The organism is Paenibacillus segetis, from assembly GCF_014639155.1.
GTDB lineage: Bacteria > Bacillota > Bacilli > Paenibacillales > Paenibacillaceae > Fontibacillus > Fontibacillus segetis.
In genome coordinates this window covers 345,824-366,232 of record NZ_BMFT01000002.1, presented here as the reverse complement: position 1 = coordinate 366,232, position 20,409 = coordinate 345,824, and the positions used below count along the sequence as shown (strand labels likewise).

17 protein-coding genes are annotated in these 20,409 nt (G+C 46.9%); 2 read left to right on the top strand and 15 right to left on the bottom strand.

Going from position 1 to position 20,409, the window contains the following annotated elements:
- Nucleotides 1-51 precede the first annotated feature (51 nt).
- From greA to IEW05_RS17770, 8 genes are all read right to left on the bottom strand, one after another.
- Nucleotides 52-525, bottom strand: a complete 474-nt coding sequence (gene greA, locus IEW05_RS17805; RefSeq protein ID WP_188541198.1) for a transcription elongation factor GreA — start codon at nucleotides 523-525, stop codon at nucleotides 52-54.
- 163 nt (nucleotides 526-688) lie between these two features.
- Complete coding sequence (locus IEW05_RS17800) at nucleotides 689-898, bottom strand: hypothetical protein (protein WP_188541197.1); 210 nt, start codon at nucleotides 896-898, stop codon at nucleotides 689-691.
- Nucleotides 899-903: 5 nt separating this feature from the next.
- Nucleotides 904-2,070: an ArsA family ATPase gene (locus IEW05_RS17795; protein WP_188541196.1), complete on the bottom strand. Its 1,167-nt coding sequence runs from the start codon at nucleotides 2,068-2,070 to the stop codon at nucleotides 904-906.
- Nucleotides 2,071-2,205: 135 nt separating this feature from the next.
- Nucleotides 2,206-2,688, bottom strand: a complete 483-nt coding sequence (locus tag IEW05_RS17790) for a MarR family winged helix-turn-helix transcriptional regulator (RefSeq protein WP_188541195.1) — start codon at nucleotides 2,686-2,688, stop codon at nucleotides 2,206-2,208.
- Between the two features lie 113 nt (nucleotides 2,689-2,801).
- Nucleotides 2,802-3,401: an acyl-CoA-like ligand-binding transcription factor gene (locus tag IEW05_RS17785; protein WP_229753474.1), complete on the bottom strand. Its 600-nt coding sequence runs from the start codon at nucleotides 3,399-3,401 to the stop codon at nucleotides 2,802-2,804.
- 5 nt (nucleotides 3,402-3,406) lie between these two features.
- A complete protein-coding gene (locus IEW05_RS17780; RefSeq protein ID WP_188541194.1) occupies nucleotides 3,407-4,930 on the bottom strand; it encodes an MFS transporter in 1,524 nt (507 codons plus the stop codon).
- Nucleotides 4,931-5,106: 176 nt separating this feature from the next.
- The gene (locus IEW05_RS17775; RefSeq protein ID WP_188541193.1) at nucleotides 5,107-5,781 is read right to left on the bottom strand and encodes a glycosyltransferase; all 675 of its coding nucleotides are present in this window, start codon (nucleotides 5,779-5,781) and stop codon (nucleotides 5,107-5,109) included.
- 97 nt (nucleotides 5,782-5,878) lie between these two features.
- On the bottom strand, nucleotides 5,879-6,772 hold the full coding sequence (locus IEW05_RS17770; protein WP_188541192.1) for a LysR family transcriptional regulator: 894 nt from the start codon (nucleotides 6,770-6,772) through the stop codon (nucleotides 5,879-5,881).
- A 118-nt stretch (nucleotides 6,773-6,890) separates the two neighbouring features.
- Between IEW05_RS17770 and IEW05_RS17765 the strand changes: the two genes are divergently transcribed.
- Entirely contained in the window at nucleotides 6,891-7,631 is a 741-nt protein-coding gene (locus IEW05_RS17765) for an SDR family NAD(P)-dependent oxidoreductase (RefSeq protein WP_188541191.1), read from the top strand.
- A 91-nt stretch (nucleotides 7,632-7,722) separates the two neighbouring features.
- On the top strand, nucleotides 7,723-9,111 hold the full coding sequence (gene thrC, locus IEW05_RS17760) for a threonine synthase (RefSeq protein ID WP_188541190.1): 1,389 nt from the start codon (nucleotides 7,723-7,725) through the stop codon (nucleotides 9,109-9,111).
- 88 nt (nucleotides 9,112-9,199) lie between these two features.
- Here the strand turns inward: thrC and IEW05_RS17755 are convergent, their stop codons facing one another.
- From IEW05_RS17755 to IEW05_RS17730, 7 genes are all read right to left on the bottom strand, one after another.
- Nucleotides 9,200-10,948, bottom strand: coding sequence for a glycoside hydrolase family 35 protein (locus IEW05_RS17755; protein WP_188541189.1), 1,749 nt, complete (start codon nucleotides 10,946-10,948; stop codon nucleotides 9,200-9,202).
- 178 nt (nucleotides 10,949-11,126) lie between these two features.
- Nucleotides 11,127-15,479, bottom strand: a complete 4,353-nt coding sequence (locus tag IEW05_RS17750; protein WP_188541188.1) for an InlB B-repeat-containing protein — start codon at nucleotides 15,477-15,479, stop codon at nucleotides 11,127-11,129.
- Nucleotides 15,480-15,591: 112 nt separating this feature from the next.
- Nucleotides 15,592-17,070, bottom strand: coding sequence for a glycoside hydrolase family 31 protein (locus IEW05_RS17745; protein ID WP_188541187.1), 1,479 nt, complete (start codon nucleotides 17,068-17,070; stop codon nucleotides 15,592-15,594).
- Nucleotides 17,067-17,201 carry a hypothetical protein gene (locus IEW05_RS25955; protein WP_268238753.1) on the bottom strand — a complete coding sequence of 45 codons (135 nt, stop codon included), beginning with the start codon at nucleotides 17,199-17,201 and terminating at the stop codon, nucleotides 17,067-17,069. The genes IEW05_RS17745 and IEW05_RS25955 overlap by 4 nt, the downstream gene beginning before the upstream one ends.
- A gap of 3 nt (nucleotides 17,202-17,204) precedes the next feature.
- A complete protein-coding gene (locus tag IEW05_RS17740; RefSeq protein WP_188541186.1) occupies nucleotides 17,205-18,482 on the bottom strand; it encodes a Gfo/Idh/MocA family protein in 1,278 nt (425 codons plus the stop codon).
- 81 nt (nucleotides 18,483-18,563) lie between these two features.
- Nucleotides 18,564-19,454 carry a carbohydrate ABC transporter permease gene (locus tag IEW05_RS17735; RefSeq protein ID WP_188541185.1) on the bottom strand — a complete coding sequence of 297 codons (891 nt, stop codon included), beginning with the start codon at nucleotides 19,452-19,454 and terminating at the stop codon, nucleotides 18,564-18,566.
- Nucleotides 19,455-19,469: 15 nt separating this feature from the next.
- Entirely contained in the window at nucleotides 19,470-20,360 is an 891-nt protein-coding gene (locus IEW05_RS17730) for an ABC transporter permease (protein WP_188541184.1), read from the bottom strand.
- Nucleotides 20,361-20,409 lie beyond the last annotated feature (49 nt).

Sequence of the window (20,409 nt, the reverse complement as noted above, 5' to 3'; positions counted from 1 at the left end):
TGCCCTTATACTCCCTTTCGGTAGCACGAGGACACTCCAGACTAAATCCATTTATTTGATTTCAAGCAATTCATACTTAATGATACCCATAGGTGCGTTAACACTAATAATATCACCCAGTCTCTTCCCTAGTAGTTCCTTACCTAAAGGACTCTCATAGGAAATTTTGTTATCAGCCACATCTGCTTCAGCAGGGCCAACAATTTGGTATACAATCTTCTCTGAAAATTCAATATCATCTAGGACAACCGTAGAACCAATACCGACCTTCCCTTGTTCGACACCATCTGCATCCACAATTTTTGCATTCGTCAGCATTTTCTCCACGATTAGAATCCGAGTCTCCATGAACGCTTGATCATCCTTAGCAGAATGATATTCACTGTTCTCTTTCAAATCGCCATAACTAATAGCTAACTTAAGCCGAGCCGCTAACTCTTTACGCTTATGTCCCTTCAGTTCCTTAAGTTCAGCTTCTAGCTTAGCTAGACCTTCTTTGGTTAAAATTACTTCTTCATTTGCCATTTTTACAACTCCCATTTGTCTTGCATTACTCAATTCTAAACTATTTCCACTACAGACTGTTAATAAACTTATAAAAAAGCCTGAGGTAAATTATTGAATTGAACAAATTGGGGTTTATAAAGGAGTAAACATACACCGAATGAGAAGGTTACATTGGAACATATTAATCAATAGTTACAGACTGCAAGCCTCTAGATTTCTCCTCGGAGTCAAGCTTTGAAAGATATTCCTCGGCCGAAGCATGGATACCTTTTACAATGGTTGACTCAACTTCCCGAACAGATTCACAAAGTGACTTTGGCAGGGCATCGATCAGCACGCTCATTCCTTCTAATTTCCACTTAAGCGCACGTATTAGCCATTTTTCATCCATGTCCATCAGCTCCCAAAACGTATTTTTAAAGTCTCTTCCACAAACTCTGCACCCTTAACGGCCAGGCTTTGTAATGTTCGCGGTAATGTGATGATTCTCTTTACATTGCCAACTTTGATAATTAACTCATCGAATTTTTGATTCAAGGACAAATCCTGCTTTTCTGCAAACGGCAAATGAATCGAAAAAATATATTCCTCGCCCTCCTTCACTACCTTCTGCGTTCTCAGATTTGTCTTAATTTCAATTGGATTATCATTGGCATGGAACATCTCATTTCCCATTCGCTTCAGCATTTCAAGCCCCACCACCTCCTGATCAAAAAGCGGAGCATAGTATATCGGTAGCGGCGAAAAGCTATCTTGAATTAGTTCTTTATAGCGGGCATGGGCATCTTTCCAGGCTTTGAAGTAAGGGTCTGTAACCGAATCAGGTATGACCCGATTGACGACAATCGCATCCACATTAAAATCATAAATATTGAGATAGGTGAAACTACGTTGGGCTTCTTTAATGACCATTTTCTCAGGATTCACTACAATTCTAATACTCGTTGTCTCACGATCAGCAATAATTTGTCTCATTTCATCTAGTTGATAGAACACATGATCAAATTCATCCATCACAGTGTCAGAAGGCATCGGGATACCGGTTAAAGGCCCAATGACAGGTCTGGCTACCTTTAGCATTTTCTTTTTGATAGGGAATAACTTCTCCATCCACCAGCGAAAAATATCAGGGAAACTGAGTAAGGCTAATGTCTCTCCTGTAGGTGCACAGTCAATAATGACGACATCAAACGTCTTCTCCTTGTAATATTGCAGGATTCTTAACAGGCTCAGCAGATCCTCCATCCCCGGAAAGACAGTTAACTCTTCGGTCGTAATATCCTTCACGGCTTTTGAAGTCAGTAATGTCGTCATATATTGTTGGATCTTTCCCCAACCCTTCTCCACCTCATGAATGGTATCGATCTCTTGTGCCCACAAATTCTCTGCAATTTCTATTGGCTCCGAAGATAGCTGTCTGTCTAATGAATCACCTAAACTGTGAGCAGGATCCGTACTTACGACTAACGTTTTTAATCCTTGCGCAGCACTCTGTACAGCAGTTGACGCAGCAACACTCGTCTTACCAACGCCACCTTTTCCCGTATACAAAATAATTCTCATTTTGATATCCCTCCAGTTTATTGTCTCGAAGCGCTAAACAACTTGATTAAATTTCGCGTTCAGTATATTTCGTATGTCGAAATATTATTTATATATAAAGCCCACATGGTGGGCGAATGATTCTGCGAGTGATTTCTAATCAATTTTGATCTTGGTTAACGCAGGTGGTTGCTCTGCTGGTGCGGCACCCATACTCTTCTCACGAAATAGTTGACTGATCTTGATAAATAAGTTGAACAACAAGCTTTTCTCCTCATCGGTTAACGCTTGATCGATCATCGTCACATATTCCGAAATCTGTTTCTTAAGTTCACTGACTAACTTCTCACCCATCTCCGATAGGGCAATGACAACAATTCTACGATCTGCTTCACTTCTGTTGCGCTTCATATAACCCAGCTTCACTAGACGGTCTACAATTCCTGTAGCTGTACTCATTGGAATATTGGAGTATTCCGCCATTTGACTCATTGTGATCTCCCCATACCTATCCAACATAATCATCATCAGGAGCTCTGTCTTGGAAAGCGTGAGATCTAAGTTAATGATTTCTTCCGGGAAGAGGATGGGTCTGATATTGTCAAATATCAGATCAAGTAATTTGTTCAGGTCTGACATTTATTCACCCTCCGAATATTTTGAATGCCGAAATAAATGATTAAGAGCATCTTACTGCTCTTTGAGGCGGCTGTCAATAACCATAATTATTTCATTAGTTTGACTATACAAAGTTACAATGGCAGACCATTCTCCAGTTTCGCCAAGGCCTCATCTAATACGGTGGCAAAATCGGCTTCGGGATGATCGGCACAATAGATCATCACCGAAATATTCACGCCAATGATCGACCCAGCAAAAGTACGTACACCTATATCATCCGGCTCACGACCGATTCGCCCAGCAACCATCTCAGCGATTAACTGCATCATCTGGGTCAGATTGTTCAGCATCGCCGCTCGTAGCTCAGGAACCATCATGATCAGTTGGTTTCGTTCACGCGCCATGGCCAGTTCTTCCTTAGGCGTATCAGCAACCTCCGAGATCATCGCGCCACGGATAGCTTGAAGCGGGCTTAAATGTGCCGGCTGATTTTCAAATGCCCTAACAAGGAGTGGATCATAGTTATCACTAATCACCACATCCTCTTTAGTCGAAAAGTATCTGAAGAAGGTGCTGGGAGAGATCTCAGCTGCATCCGCAATTTGTTCTACCGTAGTTGCTTTGTAACCTTGCTCACGAAATAGTCGCATGGCATGCATTTGAATCGCTGCCATGGTCTTCGCTTTTTTGCGTTCACGCAGTCCTATGATCTGTTTATCATCTGATGACACTTTGCTCACTCCCCAATGGTAGTTTGCTCGACCTCCGTTTTTGCGTGTGAATTTACTCGCGGTTGCAAGCAAGTTAACGTTAAAACGACCCCAAGCACGGCAACGCCTCCGCACACCCACAGTGTAATACCCATACCGTGAATGAAGGCAGACCGCACCGAATCAAGCAAACTCTCTGAATTGATTTGTTGTGCTGCTGCCGCGCCAGCTGATACGCTTCGTCGTACCGCATCCGCAACTTGACTCGGAAATCCATCCAAGTTCAGTTTAGCACGATAACCCGTACTAAGTAAGGTCCCTAGGATGGCTACTCCCATTGTCCCCCCGACTTGGCGCAAGGCCATGATCAGTGCGGAGCCTACGCCACTCCGCTGGGCTGATAGTGCAGAAATGGCTGCATCCATAACCGCTGGAAGCGCAAATCCAATGCCAAGTCCGGCAATGGTGATCCATATCGAAGTAAAGCCGTATCCACTGGCTATACTGGTATTCGTTCCAACTATCAGACCGATACCCAGCGCCAGAAAACCCAGCGCAATGGGAGTCTTAGCACCAAATCGTGATTGAAGTTGGTCCGATATTTGTGATCCAACTAGAAGACCTCCTACAAGCGGTAGTAACTGCAACCCAGCTCTTTGCACATCCACGCCTCCGACAGCCAGAAAATACTGCGGCATCAGGAACAACACCCCGAACATGGCAAAAGATATGACTGTAGCTAATATCGTACCCCAAGTAAAACTAGAAGAACGGAATAACGATAAATCAATGAGTGGGTGACTCACTCGCCGTTCCCAAAGTACAAAACCCACAAGGACTAGTACACCAGTAACCAATGTGATCAGCGTTAAGGGATCCCCCCAGCCTCTCTCTCCTATTTCAATTACACCATATGTTACACCAACCAAGCCAAGGCTTGAGGCTAACACCCCAATGAAATCTACCCGTTGCTTTGCCTCACTACGGGACTCCGGTAACAATATAGAAACTGCGAATAAAGCGACAATAACTAATGGGATGTTGATCAGGAAGACGGAACCCCACCAGTAGTTGTTGAGCAGCCACCCGCCAACGATTGGTCCAAGCGGAATTCCAATTGCATTAGCCATCATCCAAATTCCAATTGCCTTAGGACGCTCCTTTTCAGAGAATAACACCGGGATGATGGACATGGACAATGGTACCAATAGTGCAGCCCCAAGGCCCAAAAATGCACGCCCAGCTATCAATTCAGCTGCCGAACCTGCATAAGCACATACCACCGAGGCCACTCCAAATACAATCAACCCGCTAATTAGCATCTTCTTACGTCCTAAGCGGTCACCAAGCATCCCTGCTGGAAGTAACGCAGCAGCAAAGACCAGATTATATGCATCGGCAAACCATTGGAGTTCTCCGTTCGTTGCATGCATGTCTGTAGCTAAAATAGGTAAGGCCAAATTAAGAATAGTCATGTCTAACCCAACTGCAAGTATGCCGATGGCAAGTGCACCTAGTACCCACCATCTGCGATTTCCTAGATTCTTCATGATAGTTACCACCTTTATCCATTAACTTTATATTGGGATTCTATATCATTTGATAGTTACTGTCAAATTAATTAATGGAGTCCACAAAGTTCAACTCTGCACATGAAATGATTAAAGGCCGGAAACCTCTTAACGGGTTTCCGGCCTTTAGGAAAATTATTCTTTAGGTTTCAAACTCACTTAAATTTATTGGGGAATTGTTTGATAATTCCATCCGCAAGAACATCAGCAAACATAATCATATGGTCTATACCCTTATCATAAGCACTAATGCTACCGTCCCAATCCTTATGGAGCCTTGCCGTAACATCATCCGTTATTAATTTCAAATGCTCATAGAACATGTCCTGCAATTCTTTTTTGGACCAATTAGGGTTCGCCTTACTAAGAAAATCGGCGATATCATCAGCATTTCTATGCCATTCTTTGTTGTACTTCTCTAGATCGGCCTGATTTCCCGCCTTTGCTGCATCCAGTACTTTCCCTGCAAGAAGGATGTGCTCCTTCAATATTTCAGCCAGTTTATTCCCAGCGGCTTCCCCATAATAAGGTTTGATCGCATCACCAATATCCTGCTGATTCTTCAACAGTCTTGCTAGCACTTGTTGCTGGTCCTCCAAACCTGCTATAGCGCTTACGATATATTGTCTCGTCCATCTAACATGGTCAATCCATAGTTTTCTTAAATTCCACTTCAGATCTACCATCGATGGGGTTAAACAATTTTTTTGCGCAAGTGCTGGTACTGGTACCGGTTCGACTCCATTGGCCTCAGCCATAGCATTCATGGGGACCAAATTCAAAACTAAGAATATACTCAACAATATTAGTTTGAGAAACTGCTTATTCATCCGTACCTTCTCCTTTATATATATCGAACTGAACATCCCATTTATTATGTAATTGTTCTGTCCATTTCATTCAGGTCCATCGGTTACGGTTACTTCGTTATATGTTCTCTTCAATAAGTTCTTGCTTCAGAAATTGATATAGTCTTGATCCCGCTAGACTCAAAGGGTACTCAGAGATCTTGCAGAGAATACCGAATGCCATATTTATGGCACCGCTGTTATCCATGGCTCGAATCGTTGTGCCTGATGGTACGGGATCTAGTGCTATATGGGGTACAAAAGCAATACCTAAACCACTCTGAACATAGTATTTCAAAGCAGTCATACTCCCGATCTCCATCGTATCCAGTGATACACTTCCTGCCTCCTGCAATATCATCTCTAGTTTTCTACGATACGGACATGTAGAAGATGTAACGAGCAGACGATGTCCTTGAATATCGCTTACTGTAAGGATCTCCTGCTTAGCTAGCGGATGGTCTTCCGGCATCAAAACTACAAAACTTTCCTTAAACAATGGCTCAAAATAAAGTTCAGTCCCCACATCAGGTGCCGAACAAAGTGCTAAATCAATCTCCCCCTTGAGAATTTGCTGACTCAAGGTGGGTGTATTCGCAAATTCGACAGAAATACGGATTTGGGGATACTGCTCTTGAAATCTCTTTAAAATATCCGGTAATCGGTAACTGGCAGTTGGCTCTGTCACTCCGAGACGAATGTTTCCTGCATAACCCATTTGCATATCGGATAGTTTGGTTTGTAATTGTTCCATGCTCTTTATAATGTGTAAGCTTTGCTCATGAAACAGCCTTCCAGCTTCAGTTAAGCTAATTTTCCCATCGCGGTTAATTAACTGAACACCTAAATCCGACTCAAGCTTTTGGATTTGCATCGTAACGGTGGATTGGGCATAATTCATCGCTTCGGCTGCACGGTGAAAACTTCCGTATTTCACGATCATCTGAAACGTTCTTAATGTTTTAAGGTCCATATTGTCCCTTTCTTATTCGAATTCAATATTATTGAAGTTAATGTTCATTTTATTCAATTATACAAATCAGAGAAGGCTTCTTACAATATGAATAACAGGGACAAAGGGGATGAGTTCATTGCATATACAAAATAAAGTTGCGCTTGTTACCGGCGGTGGAACAGGGATCGGTCGGGCTACTAGCATCGCATTAGCATTACGAGGAGCCATCGTTGTTGTAAATTATTCGCGGTCTAAGGTAGAGGCGGATGAAACCGTGCAATGGATCATAAATGGGGGCGGGCAAGCAATCGCTGTGCAAGCTGATGTCTCCAAAGACAAGGAAGTAAGAGAGATGGTTGATACGATTGTTCAAACATTCGGACGTGTAGATTTGCTTGTTAATAACGCCAGCATCACGCGCCATATACCACTGGATGATCTCGAAGCAGCAACGGACGAGGTTTGGGACGAACTGATGAATGTCAATGTTAAAGGTATGTTTTACTGCGCGAGGGCAGTGGCTCCCTTCATGATAAATAATCATCAAGGAGCCATCGTCAATCTCGGAAGCATCGCAGGACAAACAGGGTCCGGTTCGTCACTACCTTACGCCGTATCCAAATCGGCCGTTCACGGTCTTACCAAATCCTTAGCGCGTGCTTTGGCACCGGGGATAAGAGTCAACTGCGTTGTACCAGGTGCCGTCGCTACCAGATGGTGGGCTGGACGAGAGGAACAAATGAAGCAGCTCGCTCCTAATTTACTGCTACAACAAATTGCATCACCAGACGATATCGCAACACTAATTTGCTCTGTTTTGGAGCAAGAAGCTATGACGGGTCAGATCATAACAATAGATAGTGGTCAGACGTTATAAAAATCGGTTCAGGGTGATGGGTAAGTTTCCTTTGTAGAAAGACCCCCGCTTAAGTTACAATAGTAATAAATTTATTTCACGGGGGATTGTTATGAAATACATCAGCACTCGGGGACAAGTATCCCCTACAGGGTTTATTGACGCGATTCTGATGGGGCTCGCCGACGACGGCGGTCTACTCGTTCCGGAGCAAATTCCGCAATTGTCGAGTGATACCCTCAAACAATGGCAACGGCTATCCTACCAGGAGCTCGCTCTAGAGATTTTCTCATTATATATAGGCGACGAGATTCCACGGGCTGATCTGAAGAAACTGGTTGACGATAGCTATGCAACATTCCGCCATGAGGATGTAACACCTGTGCGGCGTGTAAACAACGGTCTTCATGTGATGGAGCTATTTCACGGTCCGACCTTTGCCTTCAAGGATGTTGCGTTACAATTCTTAGGAAACCTGTATTCCTACGTCTCGAAAAAGAATAATTCCATCATCCACATTCTCGGAGCAACTTCAGGCGACACAGGCGCTTCGGCAATTGAGGGCGTACGTGGCAAACAAGGTATCCGCATCTGTATTCTGCACCCTCACCAAAAGGTAAGTAAGGTACAGGAGCTGCAGATGACCACTGTCAATGACTCCAATGTGCTTAACCTAGCCGTTGAAGGTACCTTCGATGACTGTCAACGCATTATTAAGGAACTGTTTGCTGATGTAGAGTTCAAGCACCAATATCACCTGCGTGCGATTAACTCAATCAACATTGCGCGAATTCTTGCCCAAACGGTATATTACTTCTATGCTTATTTTCAATTGGCCAACCAAGGCCATACCGAAAAGGTGAATTTTAGTGTACCAACAGGCAATTTCGGTGATATCTTTGCTGGGTTCTTGGCTCAAAAAATGGGACTTCCAATCAACAAGCTCATTCTAGCGACTAACGAGAACAACATCTTGGCTCGTTTCGTAAATGAAGGCGTGTATCAGCCAGGCGAATTTAAAGGAACGTACAGTCCATCCATGGACATTCAAGTAGCAAGTAACTTCGAACGTTATTTGTTCTACCTCTATGGGGAGGACTCTGGAATCATTGCTACTCTCATGGAGCAGTTCAAAACAGAAGGCAGTATCACTATTCCTGGAGATGTGCTGCAGCGTGTACAGAGTACATTCTCAGCTTACAGCGTAGAAAATGAAACCTGCCTAGATACGATTAGTGAGTATTATGAGAAATACGACTATCTGCTAGATCCTCACACCGCTTGTGGCGTGGCAGCAGCTGATAAACTGATGGCAGATGGTGAAATAACTGTCGCATTATCGACCGCTCACCCAGCTAAGTTCAACGAAGCTATCGAGCTGCGCAAAATTGAGCAGACCTATCCGAAGCAAATTCAGGCATTGTTCAATAAGCCGCAATTCCAACGCGTTGTTGGTGGAAGTAATGAAGAGATCAAGGATCAGTTAGTAAAGTTCTTTTAAACTATGAAATGCGCCCTATACTGGGCGTACATACAAACAGCCTGCGGAGTATGAATTACTCCACAGGCTGTTCTTTTTTCACCGATTATTATCCAATGTCCGGTTGATCTACGAAGGTAACCGCAGGCTCAGAAGTGCCATGTAATTCAAAGATGACAATCTCATTGTCTCCTTGTTTCAATAAAGGACCCGGTACATACAATGTTTTCTGCGGTCCGATATTCCAATAGCGCCCAAGATTGAACCCATTGATGAACACGACTCCTTTCGTCCATCCTTCCAAGCTCAAATACGTATCACAAGGTTCGTCAACAACTAAAGTCGAGCGGAAGAAGCTAGGCTCTGTCTGCTCAGACAGATCTTCAAACTTCAACCCAGACAAATCCGTTAATGGCAATGTATACGTCGTCCATTCCGACAGAAACTGCCGTCCAAAACGAACCCCTTCGGTAATCCCTTTACAATCTCTCATAAAAGGTCCGTAGTTGGTGCGACCTAAATTCTCCACAAGTATACTTACATGTAGTCCTTCGGCCGGAACCTCGAACTCAAATTTCACCTCTGGATGCATACGATCTAAGGTTGCAGCGAACTGTCCATTCAGAAAGACTTGTGCGCGGTCACGTAAATCCTGGATGAAGAATTCATCTTTTGGACGAGGTCCTGTAATGAACGTACTGTAATGAATAAATCCATAACCCTGACCTAATTTCTCCATCGTTTCAGGATATGCACTGTGAATAGGCGTTGAAATGCGATCCAAATTCGCTGTTAGGGAGGTTTGCTCCTTCATCTGGAGTCGCCCATATGCTTTCTTCGCAGCGGGAGCCGGCAACTCACATGGTTCAATATCCACATATTTCGCGATCACTTTACGAACTGCATCATATTTAGGTGTTGTTTCACCAGATTCAGTAAGCAATGCATCATAGTCATAACTTGTAATCGTTGGTTCATAGCTCTCCAACGTATGACAGTTGGCCCCATTGTAGAATCCAAAGTTGGTTCCACCATGGAACATATAGAAATTAACGGATGCCCCTAAACTGAGCATCTCATCCAATACTTCTGCGACATTATCAGCAGGGCGCGTATGATGCTCTTCACTCCAGTGATCGAACCAACCATTCCAATATTCCATACACATGATTGGAGCATCCGGTTGATATTCACGCAGTTTGTTGAAAGCTTCTACTGGACGCGATCCAAAGTTTACTGTCTCCAGTACACCTGGAACCATGCCGCCCTGAAGCATAGCATCTTCAGGTCCATCGGAAGTGAACAATAGAACATCGATCCCACGGGAAATCATGCTATCTTTCAGATGAGTCAAATAACGTTTGTCATTGCCGTAGCTTCCATACTCGTTCTCGATCTGCATGGCAATGATCGGGCCGCCGTTTGTACATAACAGTGGTTTTAATTTAGGTAGCAATACATCGAAATAAGCATCCACATGATCTAGAAATGGCTTATGGAAGCAGCGAAGACGCATATCCGAGTCAGCAAGCAGCCAAGCTGGTAGACCTCCAAATTCCCACTCTGCACAAATATAAGGCGCAGGGCGGACAATGACATGCAGGCCCAAACCTCCAGCCATTTCAATAAATCGGACTACATCTGCCATCCCTTCAAAATCAAATTGGCCCTTCTTCGGCTCATGTAAATTCCAGGCTACATAGGTCTCAACCGTATTGAAGCCGCAAGCTTTTAATTTGATCAGACGATCTTCCCAATGCTCCGGTAGCGTCCGGAAATAATGGATAGCTCCTGAGATAAGACGTATCGCTTGATCGTTATAATAAAAGGCAGATCCTGAATAATGAAAAGTTGCCATGTTCTCTACACCTCATAATTATGTCATTGTTAAGTATGTTATAAGTAATAAAGCCACAGCTAGGAACTACTGCGGCTTTATTGTTTATTGCTTCGTAAAAACTAAAACGTAATGCTTGCCTTTTCAACTTGTGAAGCTGTTCATTTGGCGCCTGCTGGCCAGGTTGGTGCTTCGGTATTTACTGGTTCTGAGTAAATTCTACTTTCAGCGCCAGGTTCTGGAATACATTGTCGTCCAACTGGGCCCGAACCATGATTTGTTTGCCTAGCTCGGCGTTTGATGCGGCGGTCAGATCGTTACCGGACAGTGTTATGCCACTGAGGCTCAGGTCCACGGTCTCTCGGAGCGTGACGTCTTTGGTAAGGACGTACCTCAGGGTCTGACCGGGCATCGGGTTATTGTACTGATCATACACTGTGGCCTTAACGCTGATAGTCTCGCCCGGCGCGATGGTCATCACAGGATGATCAAAGAAGATGCGATGCGGCTTTGGAGCTTCGCCGGAAACCTTAATGTGTTTGGTCTCCTGGATCTTACCCCGATTACGATTCGTTTCATTAGCCGCATTATCGCTAGCGACCGTGAGTTTGCCGCCGTAGTAACCGCTTTGGTTGCTAGAATCAGCCAGATAGGCGGTCAGGAAGATGTCCTGATTCTTGGCGGCGTCTGCCGCAACGGTCAGCAAACCGGTATTTGCATTTAAGTTAAGGCCAGTCATTGTGGTCGCGCTGTAATTCGCAGGATAGGTCACTTTGGCCGCGCCAACCAGATCCACGGTACCGCCCGTCAGCTGCTTCGAGCCGCCGATGTCGTTGGAGAAGCGCCACTTGATAGACAGGTTCGGATTGCCGGAGATATCATAAGGTACTCCGAACTGATCCAACACCGTCGCGGATAGGTTAACGGTCGATCCCTGCTTAAAATAGTCCCACGATGTGTTGTAGCGGCCTTTCACGGGGTTACCTTCCGCGTCCTGTAGGCCGTTGATCACGATAGAGGTGGGAACTGGATCCTTCTTTTTGTAAATACGGAAGTAGTCGAACATAGCTTCCTTAGGCCAGTAACCGTGGTCGTGCCCGTATCCGTCGCCCTCACCGTTGCGTCCCAGATAGATGCTGAGAATCGTCTGCATGCGGTAGTCGGCGGTGCGGCTGGAGACATAGACCAGATGGCCGTCGATGTACATCCTAGTGCCGGTTTCGTCCCACTCAAAGCCATATACGTGGAACTCCTGGTACGCATCGCGGCCCCCTGTGTAACCGTCCTCGGTGTGTTTGGTGTAATCATACCGTCCGTAAGGGCTTGTCGCTGAGTTCGGCGTGGTACTTACGTCAGAACCAGCCCACCAGCGCCCGTTGGCAGGGTTGGACGGTGATAAACGGGAGCCATTCTTGTGGATGACTGGCAACCAGCGGTTGTATTCCCCGTTGGGGCTGTTCTTGTCAGCCGTGATCTCCAGAATGTCATACTCCACGCCCTGGTCGGAGGTGTAGAACACGTAGTTACCCCAGTTGCCGGGCCCGAAGTCGTACTTGTCAGACGCTGTGCCAGCCCCATGTTTGGTGCCGGTAGGTTCCGGTCCTGACAAGGCCTGGGTCGGATGCGAGTCGTCCTGCGCGCCGATCATCCACCAAGCGAAGTGTGCACCGTCGCCTGTACTAGGCAGGCGCAGGCGTGTCTCAAAATAGCCGTACTTGGTGGTCACGAGGCCATCAAAATCAGGTAGGTCCGGATCTAAGGCGTCGCCACGTCCGTCCTCCAGTAAGTGTTGGTGATGGCGGTCGCGCGAAGTGAGCGCGACGATGGGCTGGTCGCCGCCATCATTGGTGCCGTTGAATCCTTCGGAGAAGTCGGGCCGCTGCTCCTTAGCTCCCAACGCCAGATAGCCGTTACCCGTCTCGTCTTTCACGAACTCATATTGGGTTTCGCTGTTATCCTTGTTGATCGCCCAGCTCTGCAGGTACTGAGGGACCCAGGCGGTGGCATCCAGCTCTGGCCCGCTGAAATCGTCGTTGAAGTACAGCTTCCAGTCGTTGGCGTTCTTGCCTAGGGGGCCATCCTCCGCACCGCGAGTCGGCCAATCCTTAATGTTCGCATTCTTGATGATTCGCACGTTGCGCGTTACGGACACAGGTACCCCATCCACCGTCGCGGAGACAGTGACTGCAATCGTCATCGATGCCCCGGTATCCGGGCGGACATACAGCATACCGTCATTTCCAATGGTGATGCCGGAGATATTGGTCTGTCCCTTCACATTGGAGGACACTCCCTCGTATGAATAAGTGACTGCCGGGTCGCTCACCAGGTTGCCGGTGGAGTCAACCACCTTGACAGGGAAATTACGCCGCTGAAACAGTGATTTAGGTACAGTGATCGCGTACTTGTCATTGTCCAGATCAGGCGTGGTCATGTAGATCTGCGGCTCCGGTGCTCCCTCGGTAAGCCGTACGCCATGAACGCCCATGTTCCCACTGGTGTTGTTCAGGGAGAACTTGACGGTCATAGGATTTTCACCCGCGTCGCCCGCATAGGTGAACGAAAATCTGGCGGCGTACCGCCCGCTGGTCTTACTGATGGTATCCATTTTGACCAAGTTCTCAGTTTTGGTGTACACGTAGTTCCCACCGCCCTGTTTGGGCATGGTGGCGCTGATGGTGAGCGTCCGGGCATTTGTCGCCTGGAACGTGAGATACACATCCAGTGTGCGCTCGATATTCTCCATGGACGGGGCGGTGAACTCAGCGGTCGTCGTCCCGGTGCGCACCACGCTATAGCTGCTGCTGTCTTCCGCTGGGCTTGTGCCGTCAAAATAAGCCAAGCGAATATTTTTGCGTTCCTCGTTCTGCCCGTGGGAGCGAGTATTACTCACTGTGCCCGCGAATTTAGCTGTCAGCAAGCCAGCGCCAGCCTTGCGATTTTCTTTTGCGCCGGAGCCGTTGTTGGTAAAGCGCATCCAGTCAAGGACGTTCGGGGCGCTCAGATTGTCGTCAATCTGCGGTACACCCGGAACGGCGGTGTTATTAGAAATGTCGGAGAACGAAGTTGTCCCGGCTACAGGGTTCCTTGGTTCACCCGCAGAATGCTTGGAGAACAGGAAGTCATTGTACTTCTTCGTGCCCGTTTGGGAATCCTCATTGTTCTTGATCCCGGGCTCAGTTGTGCTTTTCACTCGGTAATCCACACCGATTTCCACCTCCGCATCAGGCATCACGAAAGTCGTCGTGCTCGCGTTGGGATCGGCAAACGTAACGCCTGAGATGTTGTTGACTATTTTCCAGTTTTTAAAGACTTGACCTTCGGGTGGCGTTCCGGCTTTAAGTGTGATCGTACTACCTACATAGGCACGGATGCTCTCTCCTGTGTTGGACCCGCCGACCTCTTCCGCCGTGCCGCCGGTCACCGTTACGGATCTCGTCGCCATGTCCTTATATGTAGCGGTGAGGGTCACGGGATGGTTGGGCATGGTGAACGTGGTCATGGCGCTGTTTGGGTTGTCAAACAGCGATGCATCCTCACCCGTCCACGCATCAAACACCTTGCCGAACGGCGCGTCAACAGCGGTCAACTTAATGGTTCGACCCGACAGGAACTCGCTGGTGTCACCCGGCTTGCTGAACTGTTTTTCATATGCCGCCGTACCGCCGGTCACGTCTAAAGTGTTTGTAGTCCCGTCAAGGATGCACGCGGCCACAGGGCGCAGGCCGCTCCAGTCCTTGTTGTCGCCAGCAGCCAAAGTAAATTTAACTACCAGCGGATATTCATTTTCATCACCCGTGTAGGTGAACACGTATTTTAGCCCAGTAAGTTTATTTGTACTGGCAGTAGTATCTTCTACTCTTCTATCAAAAGCAGGGACCGTCGCTACAGAAGCACCGTTCATGGTAGCCGTAGCGGTCACATTTTGTCCGCCGTTCACGGCTAGATAAATCTCCAGCGTACGGGATGAACCGTTCGCGGATGGCGCGGTGAATGTAGCGGTGGCATTGGTCCCAGTAAAGGCTGGATGTGCCCTGCGCATATTCACGTTCTCGGTTGAGTTTACCCCGGTGCCTCCGGACAGTAGGACTCCATCCGTATATTTGGGGCCGAATAGCCCTAAATCGGCATAGTTGCCACCATTTTTCGCCGAACCGTCGGCACCGTTGATGTCCAAACGGTCGCCGTCCACTCCGCTCTTGACGTGCTTCACTTGGCCCAAGGCGCCGGTCAAGTTTTCTCCGGAATTGGCGCCGTCCCTGCTGACATAGTGAACCCAGTCAAGGATGTTTGGCCTTGTGAAGTCCGCCAAGCCAGGCGACCCGTCCAAAAGCGCATGGAACTCCGGTTTATTTGCCACATTATGCCCGGATCCTATCGCTTGTTTTAGTTGCTCTGCCGTCGCATTGGTGTAAACATCCCTACCAACATACAGAGCCTCGCCGGAACCGGGCGCCGCCTGTGCGAGTGGTGGGGCATAAGGAAAACTAGTGACCGCCATCAGCATGACGAGGGTAAGGGATAATCCTTTACGTGCGAGTTTCAGTTTCAAATTTACTCCTCCTTAATAACTTCATGTTGTTTCTGTTGTTGAAGTCCTTCATAAAGGGTCTGAGCAAGGTGTAATTAAAACAAACACGATAAATATTGGAGTTATGACCCGGTCACACTCGAAGAAAGCAAAGCGGCACACCCGGGGATGCCAGGACCTCAGTTTCCCCACCTGAATAGACGAAGCCATCCCATCCCTGCCATTTGCCTGCGGGCAGAAACACTTTGCGGGAGGTCTGTCCCTTTTTCAGCAGGGGCGCCACCAACAGACGTTTTCCCACCATAAACGTGTCCATAATGCTCCCGCACTCCTCCTCGGGGAACTCGTAGAGCAATGGGCGGAGCACAGGTTCTCCGGTAGCGCGGCAGTCAGCTAAGGCATCGTCCAGGTAAGCCTGCCAGTGCACCCTTGTGGCCACCGTCTGCCTGACTAGTTCAAAGCTCTCAGGGGACAGCACGCGCCACGGAGCGGCGGAAAACTGCATAACCGGCATGAGGCAGGCCACCTCGGACCAGCGCAAGAACAACTCCTCATCCACGGCATCCTGCTGCAGGAAACTCTGATACTCGCCGCCGCCGATCATGTCGGGACAGACGTAGGGGTGGCCCGTCAGCCCAGCTATGATGGCGTCGGGTACCAGGGCATCGAGTCCCCGTTCGTCCCATGTGGGGTGCTTGTCGCAGAGCCGCTGCATCAGCGGAAGCCCCCCAGCCAGCCAGGAAGCTCGGAACTCATTGAGAGGGTAAGTCGTGCCAAAGCGAGCCCAAGCCGCACACTGTACATCTCCATCCTCCGGGTAGTAGATGCTATCACCTGCGTCGAATTTGAAACCATCCACCCCGATTTTTTCAAGCTCACCCAGCCGATCCCGCAGCCATTCAGCCGCCTCGGTTTTGCGCAAGTCGAGCAAAGCCGACCAGCCGTTCCACCAGCGGGCAATATGGACTTCTCCCTCGGCCGTGCGGACCAGAAGATCCCGTTCCTCTAATGCGCGGTACTCCAGCGTGTCGGGGGTGATGAAGGGACATACCCAGACCATGATCGTGAATCCCATTTCATGGAGCTGGCGCAGCATACCCGGCGCGTCAGGGAACTTCTCGCGATCGAAGCTCCACCGGCCGTAATAGGAGGACCAACCATCGTCGATCATCAGAACGCCTGGAGGCAATCCATGGTCTAGGATGTCCTGGGCGTACTTCAGCACTCCCTGCTGGCTCTGATGAAAGATTAGCTCGATCCATGTGTTATAGACTGGCCCCGAGAAGAAGCGTGAGTCCGGCGCCCCACCGGCAAAAGGAAAGTGGCGCTTCATGGCGGCCAGATAAGCTCCTCGCAGGGTCCGCTCCTCCGCGCTCGCTAGCTCTACAGCCACGTCGCATTCGATTGCGCCGCCGACGAAGCGGACAATGAAGCCGTCCTCGCGCCAGAGATACCGGCCCTTGCTGGAGAGCAATAGTGGCATGCTCTGGTTGGGTGTCTCATTCATGTGGAGCCTGACCTCGCACTTGCTGGTGGCGGTGTAGGGCTGGTCGATACCGTGGCATACCGCGCCACCGTACCAGAGCTCCTTGTCTAATAGTGGAATTCTCATCTGCTCACCCCTTGCTGATATGTCGGTCCAGTTAGTGGAGATGTCTCTCCAATAAGTGCAGTCGCACAACGATAAAATTCATGATCCGGCACTTTTTCAGCAAATACCTTAGCTAATGAGATTAATACCATCGTTTACTTCACCTCTTCATCACGGCAAACACTTTGGGCAAAATCTTTCAGAACAATGCTGTTACCCTCAATTCGAGATTGCTCTGCTGCAAAGGCCATGAGGTGACTTTGAACGGAATGATTGGCTGATGTAAGACCTTGAAGCTTCCCATCCGCTCGAACTAGTTTAACGAAATCTTTAATTAAGCCCATATCTCCGCCGCCATGACCAACATGGCCTCCCGCATTTTCGAACGAAATTCTCTCAACCTTACCACTACCGAAATGGATCACTTCAATCTCATTCTTCTCCATGGCTCCGCGAATTTCTCCTGTAGTACCCATAAGCTTGATCGTACGACTTACGTCTTTGGTAAACGCACTCATTGTAAATGCTATAGTCACGGAATTAGCGAATTCTAGGTTTACCACTTGATGATCGACGACATCATTATCACAATGATAGACGCATCGACCATAAGGTCCTTCTTGAAGGGCCTTCAAGCGGGCATCATAACTTGGATCATCACTAATTGCCGATGTAGGCCAATCCGTATCTTCCGTTAAATATTGATTAGGAGCATAATAGAGACATTTATCTGATATTGGGCATCCATCCGTGCAACGTAATGGCGCCCCTTCCGGTGCCTCACTTGATTTGAAATGAGATAATGAACCGAAGGAAGACACTCGAACACATTCTGAATCTGTTAACCAGGATAGAATGTCTAGATCATGACAAGACTTAGCGAGAATCATTGGGCTGGACTCATCTTTTCTTCGCCAATTCCCTCGTACGAAGCTATGAGCTTGGTGCCAGTAACCCACGTTCTCGTTATGTTGAATGGACATCAGCTGTCCGATTGCGCCACTTTCCAGTAGTTCCTTGATCGTTGAGAAGAAATTGGTATATCTCAATACGTGGCATATTGAGAAGACACGATTCACTTTAGTGGCCATTTCCCCCATCAGTACGCATTCTTTAGCATCAGGAGACATCGGCTTCTCTAGAAGAACATGATACCCCGCCTCTAGTGCTTTCATAGTCGGTACATAGTGCTGATTGTCTTGAGTACAGATGAATACCGCATCTGCTATTTTCGGGGAAGCAAAGAATTCATCCCAATTTGTAAAACATACGTCATCGGCTAATTTATGTCTGGCCTTAAATTTATTTCTCCGTTCGGCATTTGGCTCTGCAACAGCTACAACTTGAAGCTCATCAGGATGCTGAATAGCATATTCTGAATAGTTTATTCCACGTAGACCCGCTCCAATTAACGCAACAGTAACTTTTTTCATCGCACTCTGCTCCTTCATATATGTGACTTATAATTTGTGTCTTAATTCTATTTTTATATTAAATTTCTTTACTCTATTTCTTTATTCTTTAACACTACCAACCGTCATACCTTTCACGAAATACCTTTGTAAGAACGGATACACGACCATAATTGGCAATGCGCCCATGAATATTTGCGCTGTTCGGATGGTCTTCTCACTCAGATTTTCCATCACCTTGAGCTGCTCAAGAGACATCGATGACATCTGAGCATTGAGAGACATGATCAATGTAGAGAGATAAGTCTGCAGTGGATAACGCTCTGGTGAATTTAGATAAAGAATACCATCAAACCAAGCATTCCAGTGCCCAACAACCGTGAACAATCCAATGGTAGCAATGGATGGAAGGGATACTGGTAAATAAATTTGCCAAAGAACTCTCCAATGTCCGGCACCATCAATTGTAGCCGCTTCATCTAATTCTCTTGGGATATTTCTGAAGAAGTTAAGCATCAGAACCATATTCCATACATTCAAGGCACCTGGTAATATTAGCGCCCAGATCGAATCAATGAGACCTGTATTTTTCACGATGATATAAGTAGGAATTAAGCCGCCCCCGAAATACATCGTAATGGCAAAGATCCAGACATACACGGTTCTAAATTTAAACTGATCATTTGATTTGGACAGCGGAAAAGCCGTAATAAATACTAGCAGCAAGTTAATTACTGAGCCCAGCAATACCCGCTCAATCGAGACTCCCAAGGAACGGAAGAACTCTACCTTTTCTCCTAAATATACATAAGCATCCCACGTAAAACCGACAGGCCATAGCTTAACTTCTCCAGCCATCGCCGCTGTATTCGAGCTTAGTGAGACGGAGAGTAAGTGAACAAACGGTATGATGCCGAGTATGGTGATACATGATAACAATAAGACGTTGAACACAACAAATATTTTTCTACTGAATGATTGTTTGTGTAGCACAGTATTCTCCACCTCCTAGAATATGCGGTAATTGTTGAATTTGTAAGCTGCATAGTAAGTCGTTGATACCATAAATAAGGATATTATCGATTTAAAAAGACCAACTGCTGCCGCAGGTCCAAATTGTTGGCTGAACATCCCCAATCGATAGACAAAGGTATCAATTATATCTGCGCCTGCATATACAGTCGGATTATACATAATTAAGATCTGCTCAAAACCTGCGTTCAGAATGCCACCGAGACCTAATACACTTAGTAGAATAATAATCGGCGCTATACCTGGAAGCGTAATATTAAGCATCTGCTTCCATTTCCCTGCACCGTCTACCTCTGCCGCTTCATACAGCGTTCCATTAATCCCTGTGATCGCAGCAAGCATGATGATCATATTGTAGCCCATGCCCTTCCAGACATCAGATCCAATGACAATACCCCGGAACCAACTATTATCAAGCATAAACATGATAGGTTCTAAGCCAATGGAGGAAATCAAACCATTAATAGGTCCATTTAAAGAGAATAATTCGATAATGACGCCCCCAAGGACAGTCCATGAAAGGAAGAACGGGAGGAAAATAGCGGATTGAACAAAACCAGAGAACCATTTTTTAGTAATCTCATTAAGTAACAATGCTAGAATGAGCGGGACAAGCAAGGACAATACCATTTTGATAACGGCTATAAGTAGCGTATTCCACAGTACTTGCTTGAAGTCAGGTAGATTAAATACATAACGGAAGTTATCTAGTCCGACAAAGTCGGATTTAAAGAACCCGGATAAAGGCTCAAATTGTTGAAACGCCATAACAAGACCGGCCATTGGACCGTAAGCATAGATCAAAGTAACAATAACACCCGGTATTAACATGATATGAAGCGGAAATTCTTTCTTCAGTGATTTCACAGATGACCCTCCTCACCAACTTGCTCATTTTAAAAACGGGAGGTGCGCC

Coding starts and splice junctions, on each gene's coding strand:
- IEW05_RS17755 (WP_188541189.1), bottom strand. CDS start 10,948: ATGGCAACTTTTCATTATTCAGGATCTGCCTTTTATTATAACGATCAA.
- IEW05_RS17745 (WP_188541187.1), bottom strand. CDS start 17,070: ATGAGAATTCCACTATTAGACAAGGAGCTCTGGTACGGTGGCGCGGTA.
- IEW05_RS17740 (WP_188541186.1), bottom strand. CDS start 18,482: ATGAAAAAAGTTACTGTTGCGTTAATTGGAGCGGGTCTACGTGGAATA.
- IEW05_RS17800 (WP_188541197.1), bottom strand. CDS start 898: ATGGATGAAAAATGGCTAATACGTGCGCTTAAGTGGAAATTAGAAGGA.
- IEW05_RS17790 (WP_188541195.1), bottom strand. CDS start 2,688: ATGTCAGACCTGAACAAATTACTTGATCTGATATTTGACAATATCAGA.
- greA (WP_188541198.1), bottom strand. CDS start 525: ATGGCAAATGAAGAAGTAATTTTAACCAAAGAAGGTCTAGCTAAGCTA.
- thrC (WP_188541190.1), top strand. CDS start 7,723: ATGAAATACATCAGCACTCGGGGACAAGTATCCCCTACAGGGTTTATT.
- IEW05_RS17795 (WP_188541196.1), bottom strand. CDS start 2,070: ATGAGAATTATTTTGTATACGGGAAAAGGTGGCGTTGGTAAGACGAGT.
- IEW05_RS25955 (WP_268238753.1), bottom strand. CDS start 17,201: ATGGTATTAATCTCATTAGCTAAGGTATTTGCTGAAAAAGTGCCGGAT.
- IEW05_RS17780 (WP_188541194.1), bottom strand. CDS start 4,930: ATGAAGAATCTAGGAAATCGCAGATGGTGGGTACTAGGTGCACTTGCC.
- IEW05_RS17775 (WP_188541193.1), bottom strand. CDS start 5,781: ATGAATAAGCAGTTTCTCAAACTAATATTGTTGAGTATATTCTTAGTT.
- IEW05_RS17770 (WP_188541192.1), bottom strand. CDS start 6,772: ATGGACCTTAAAACATTAAGAACGTTTCAGATGATCGTGAAATACGGA.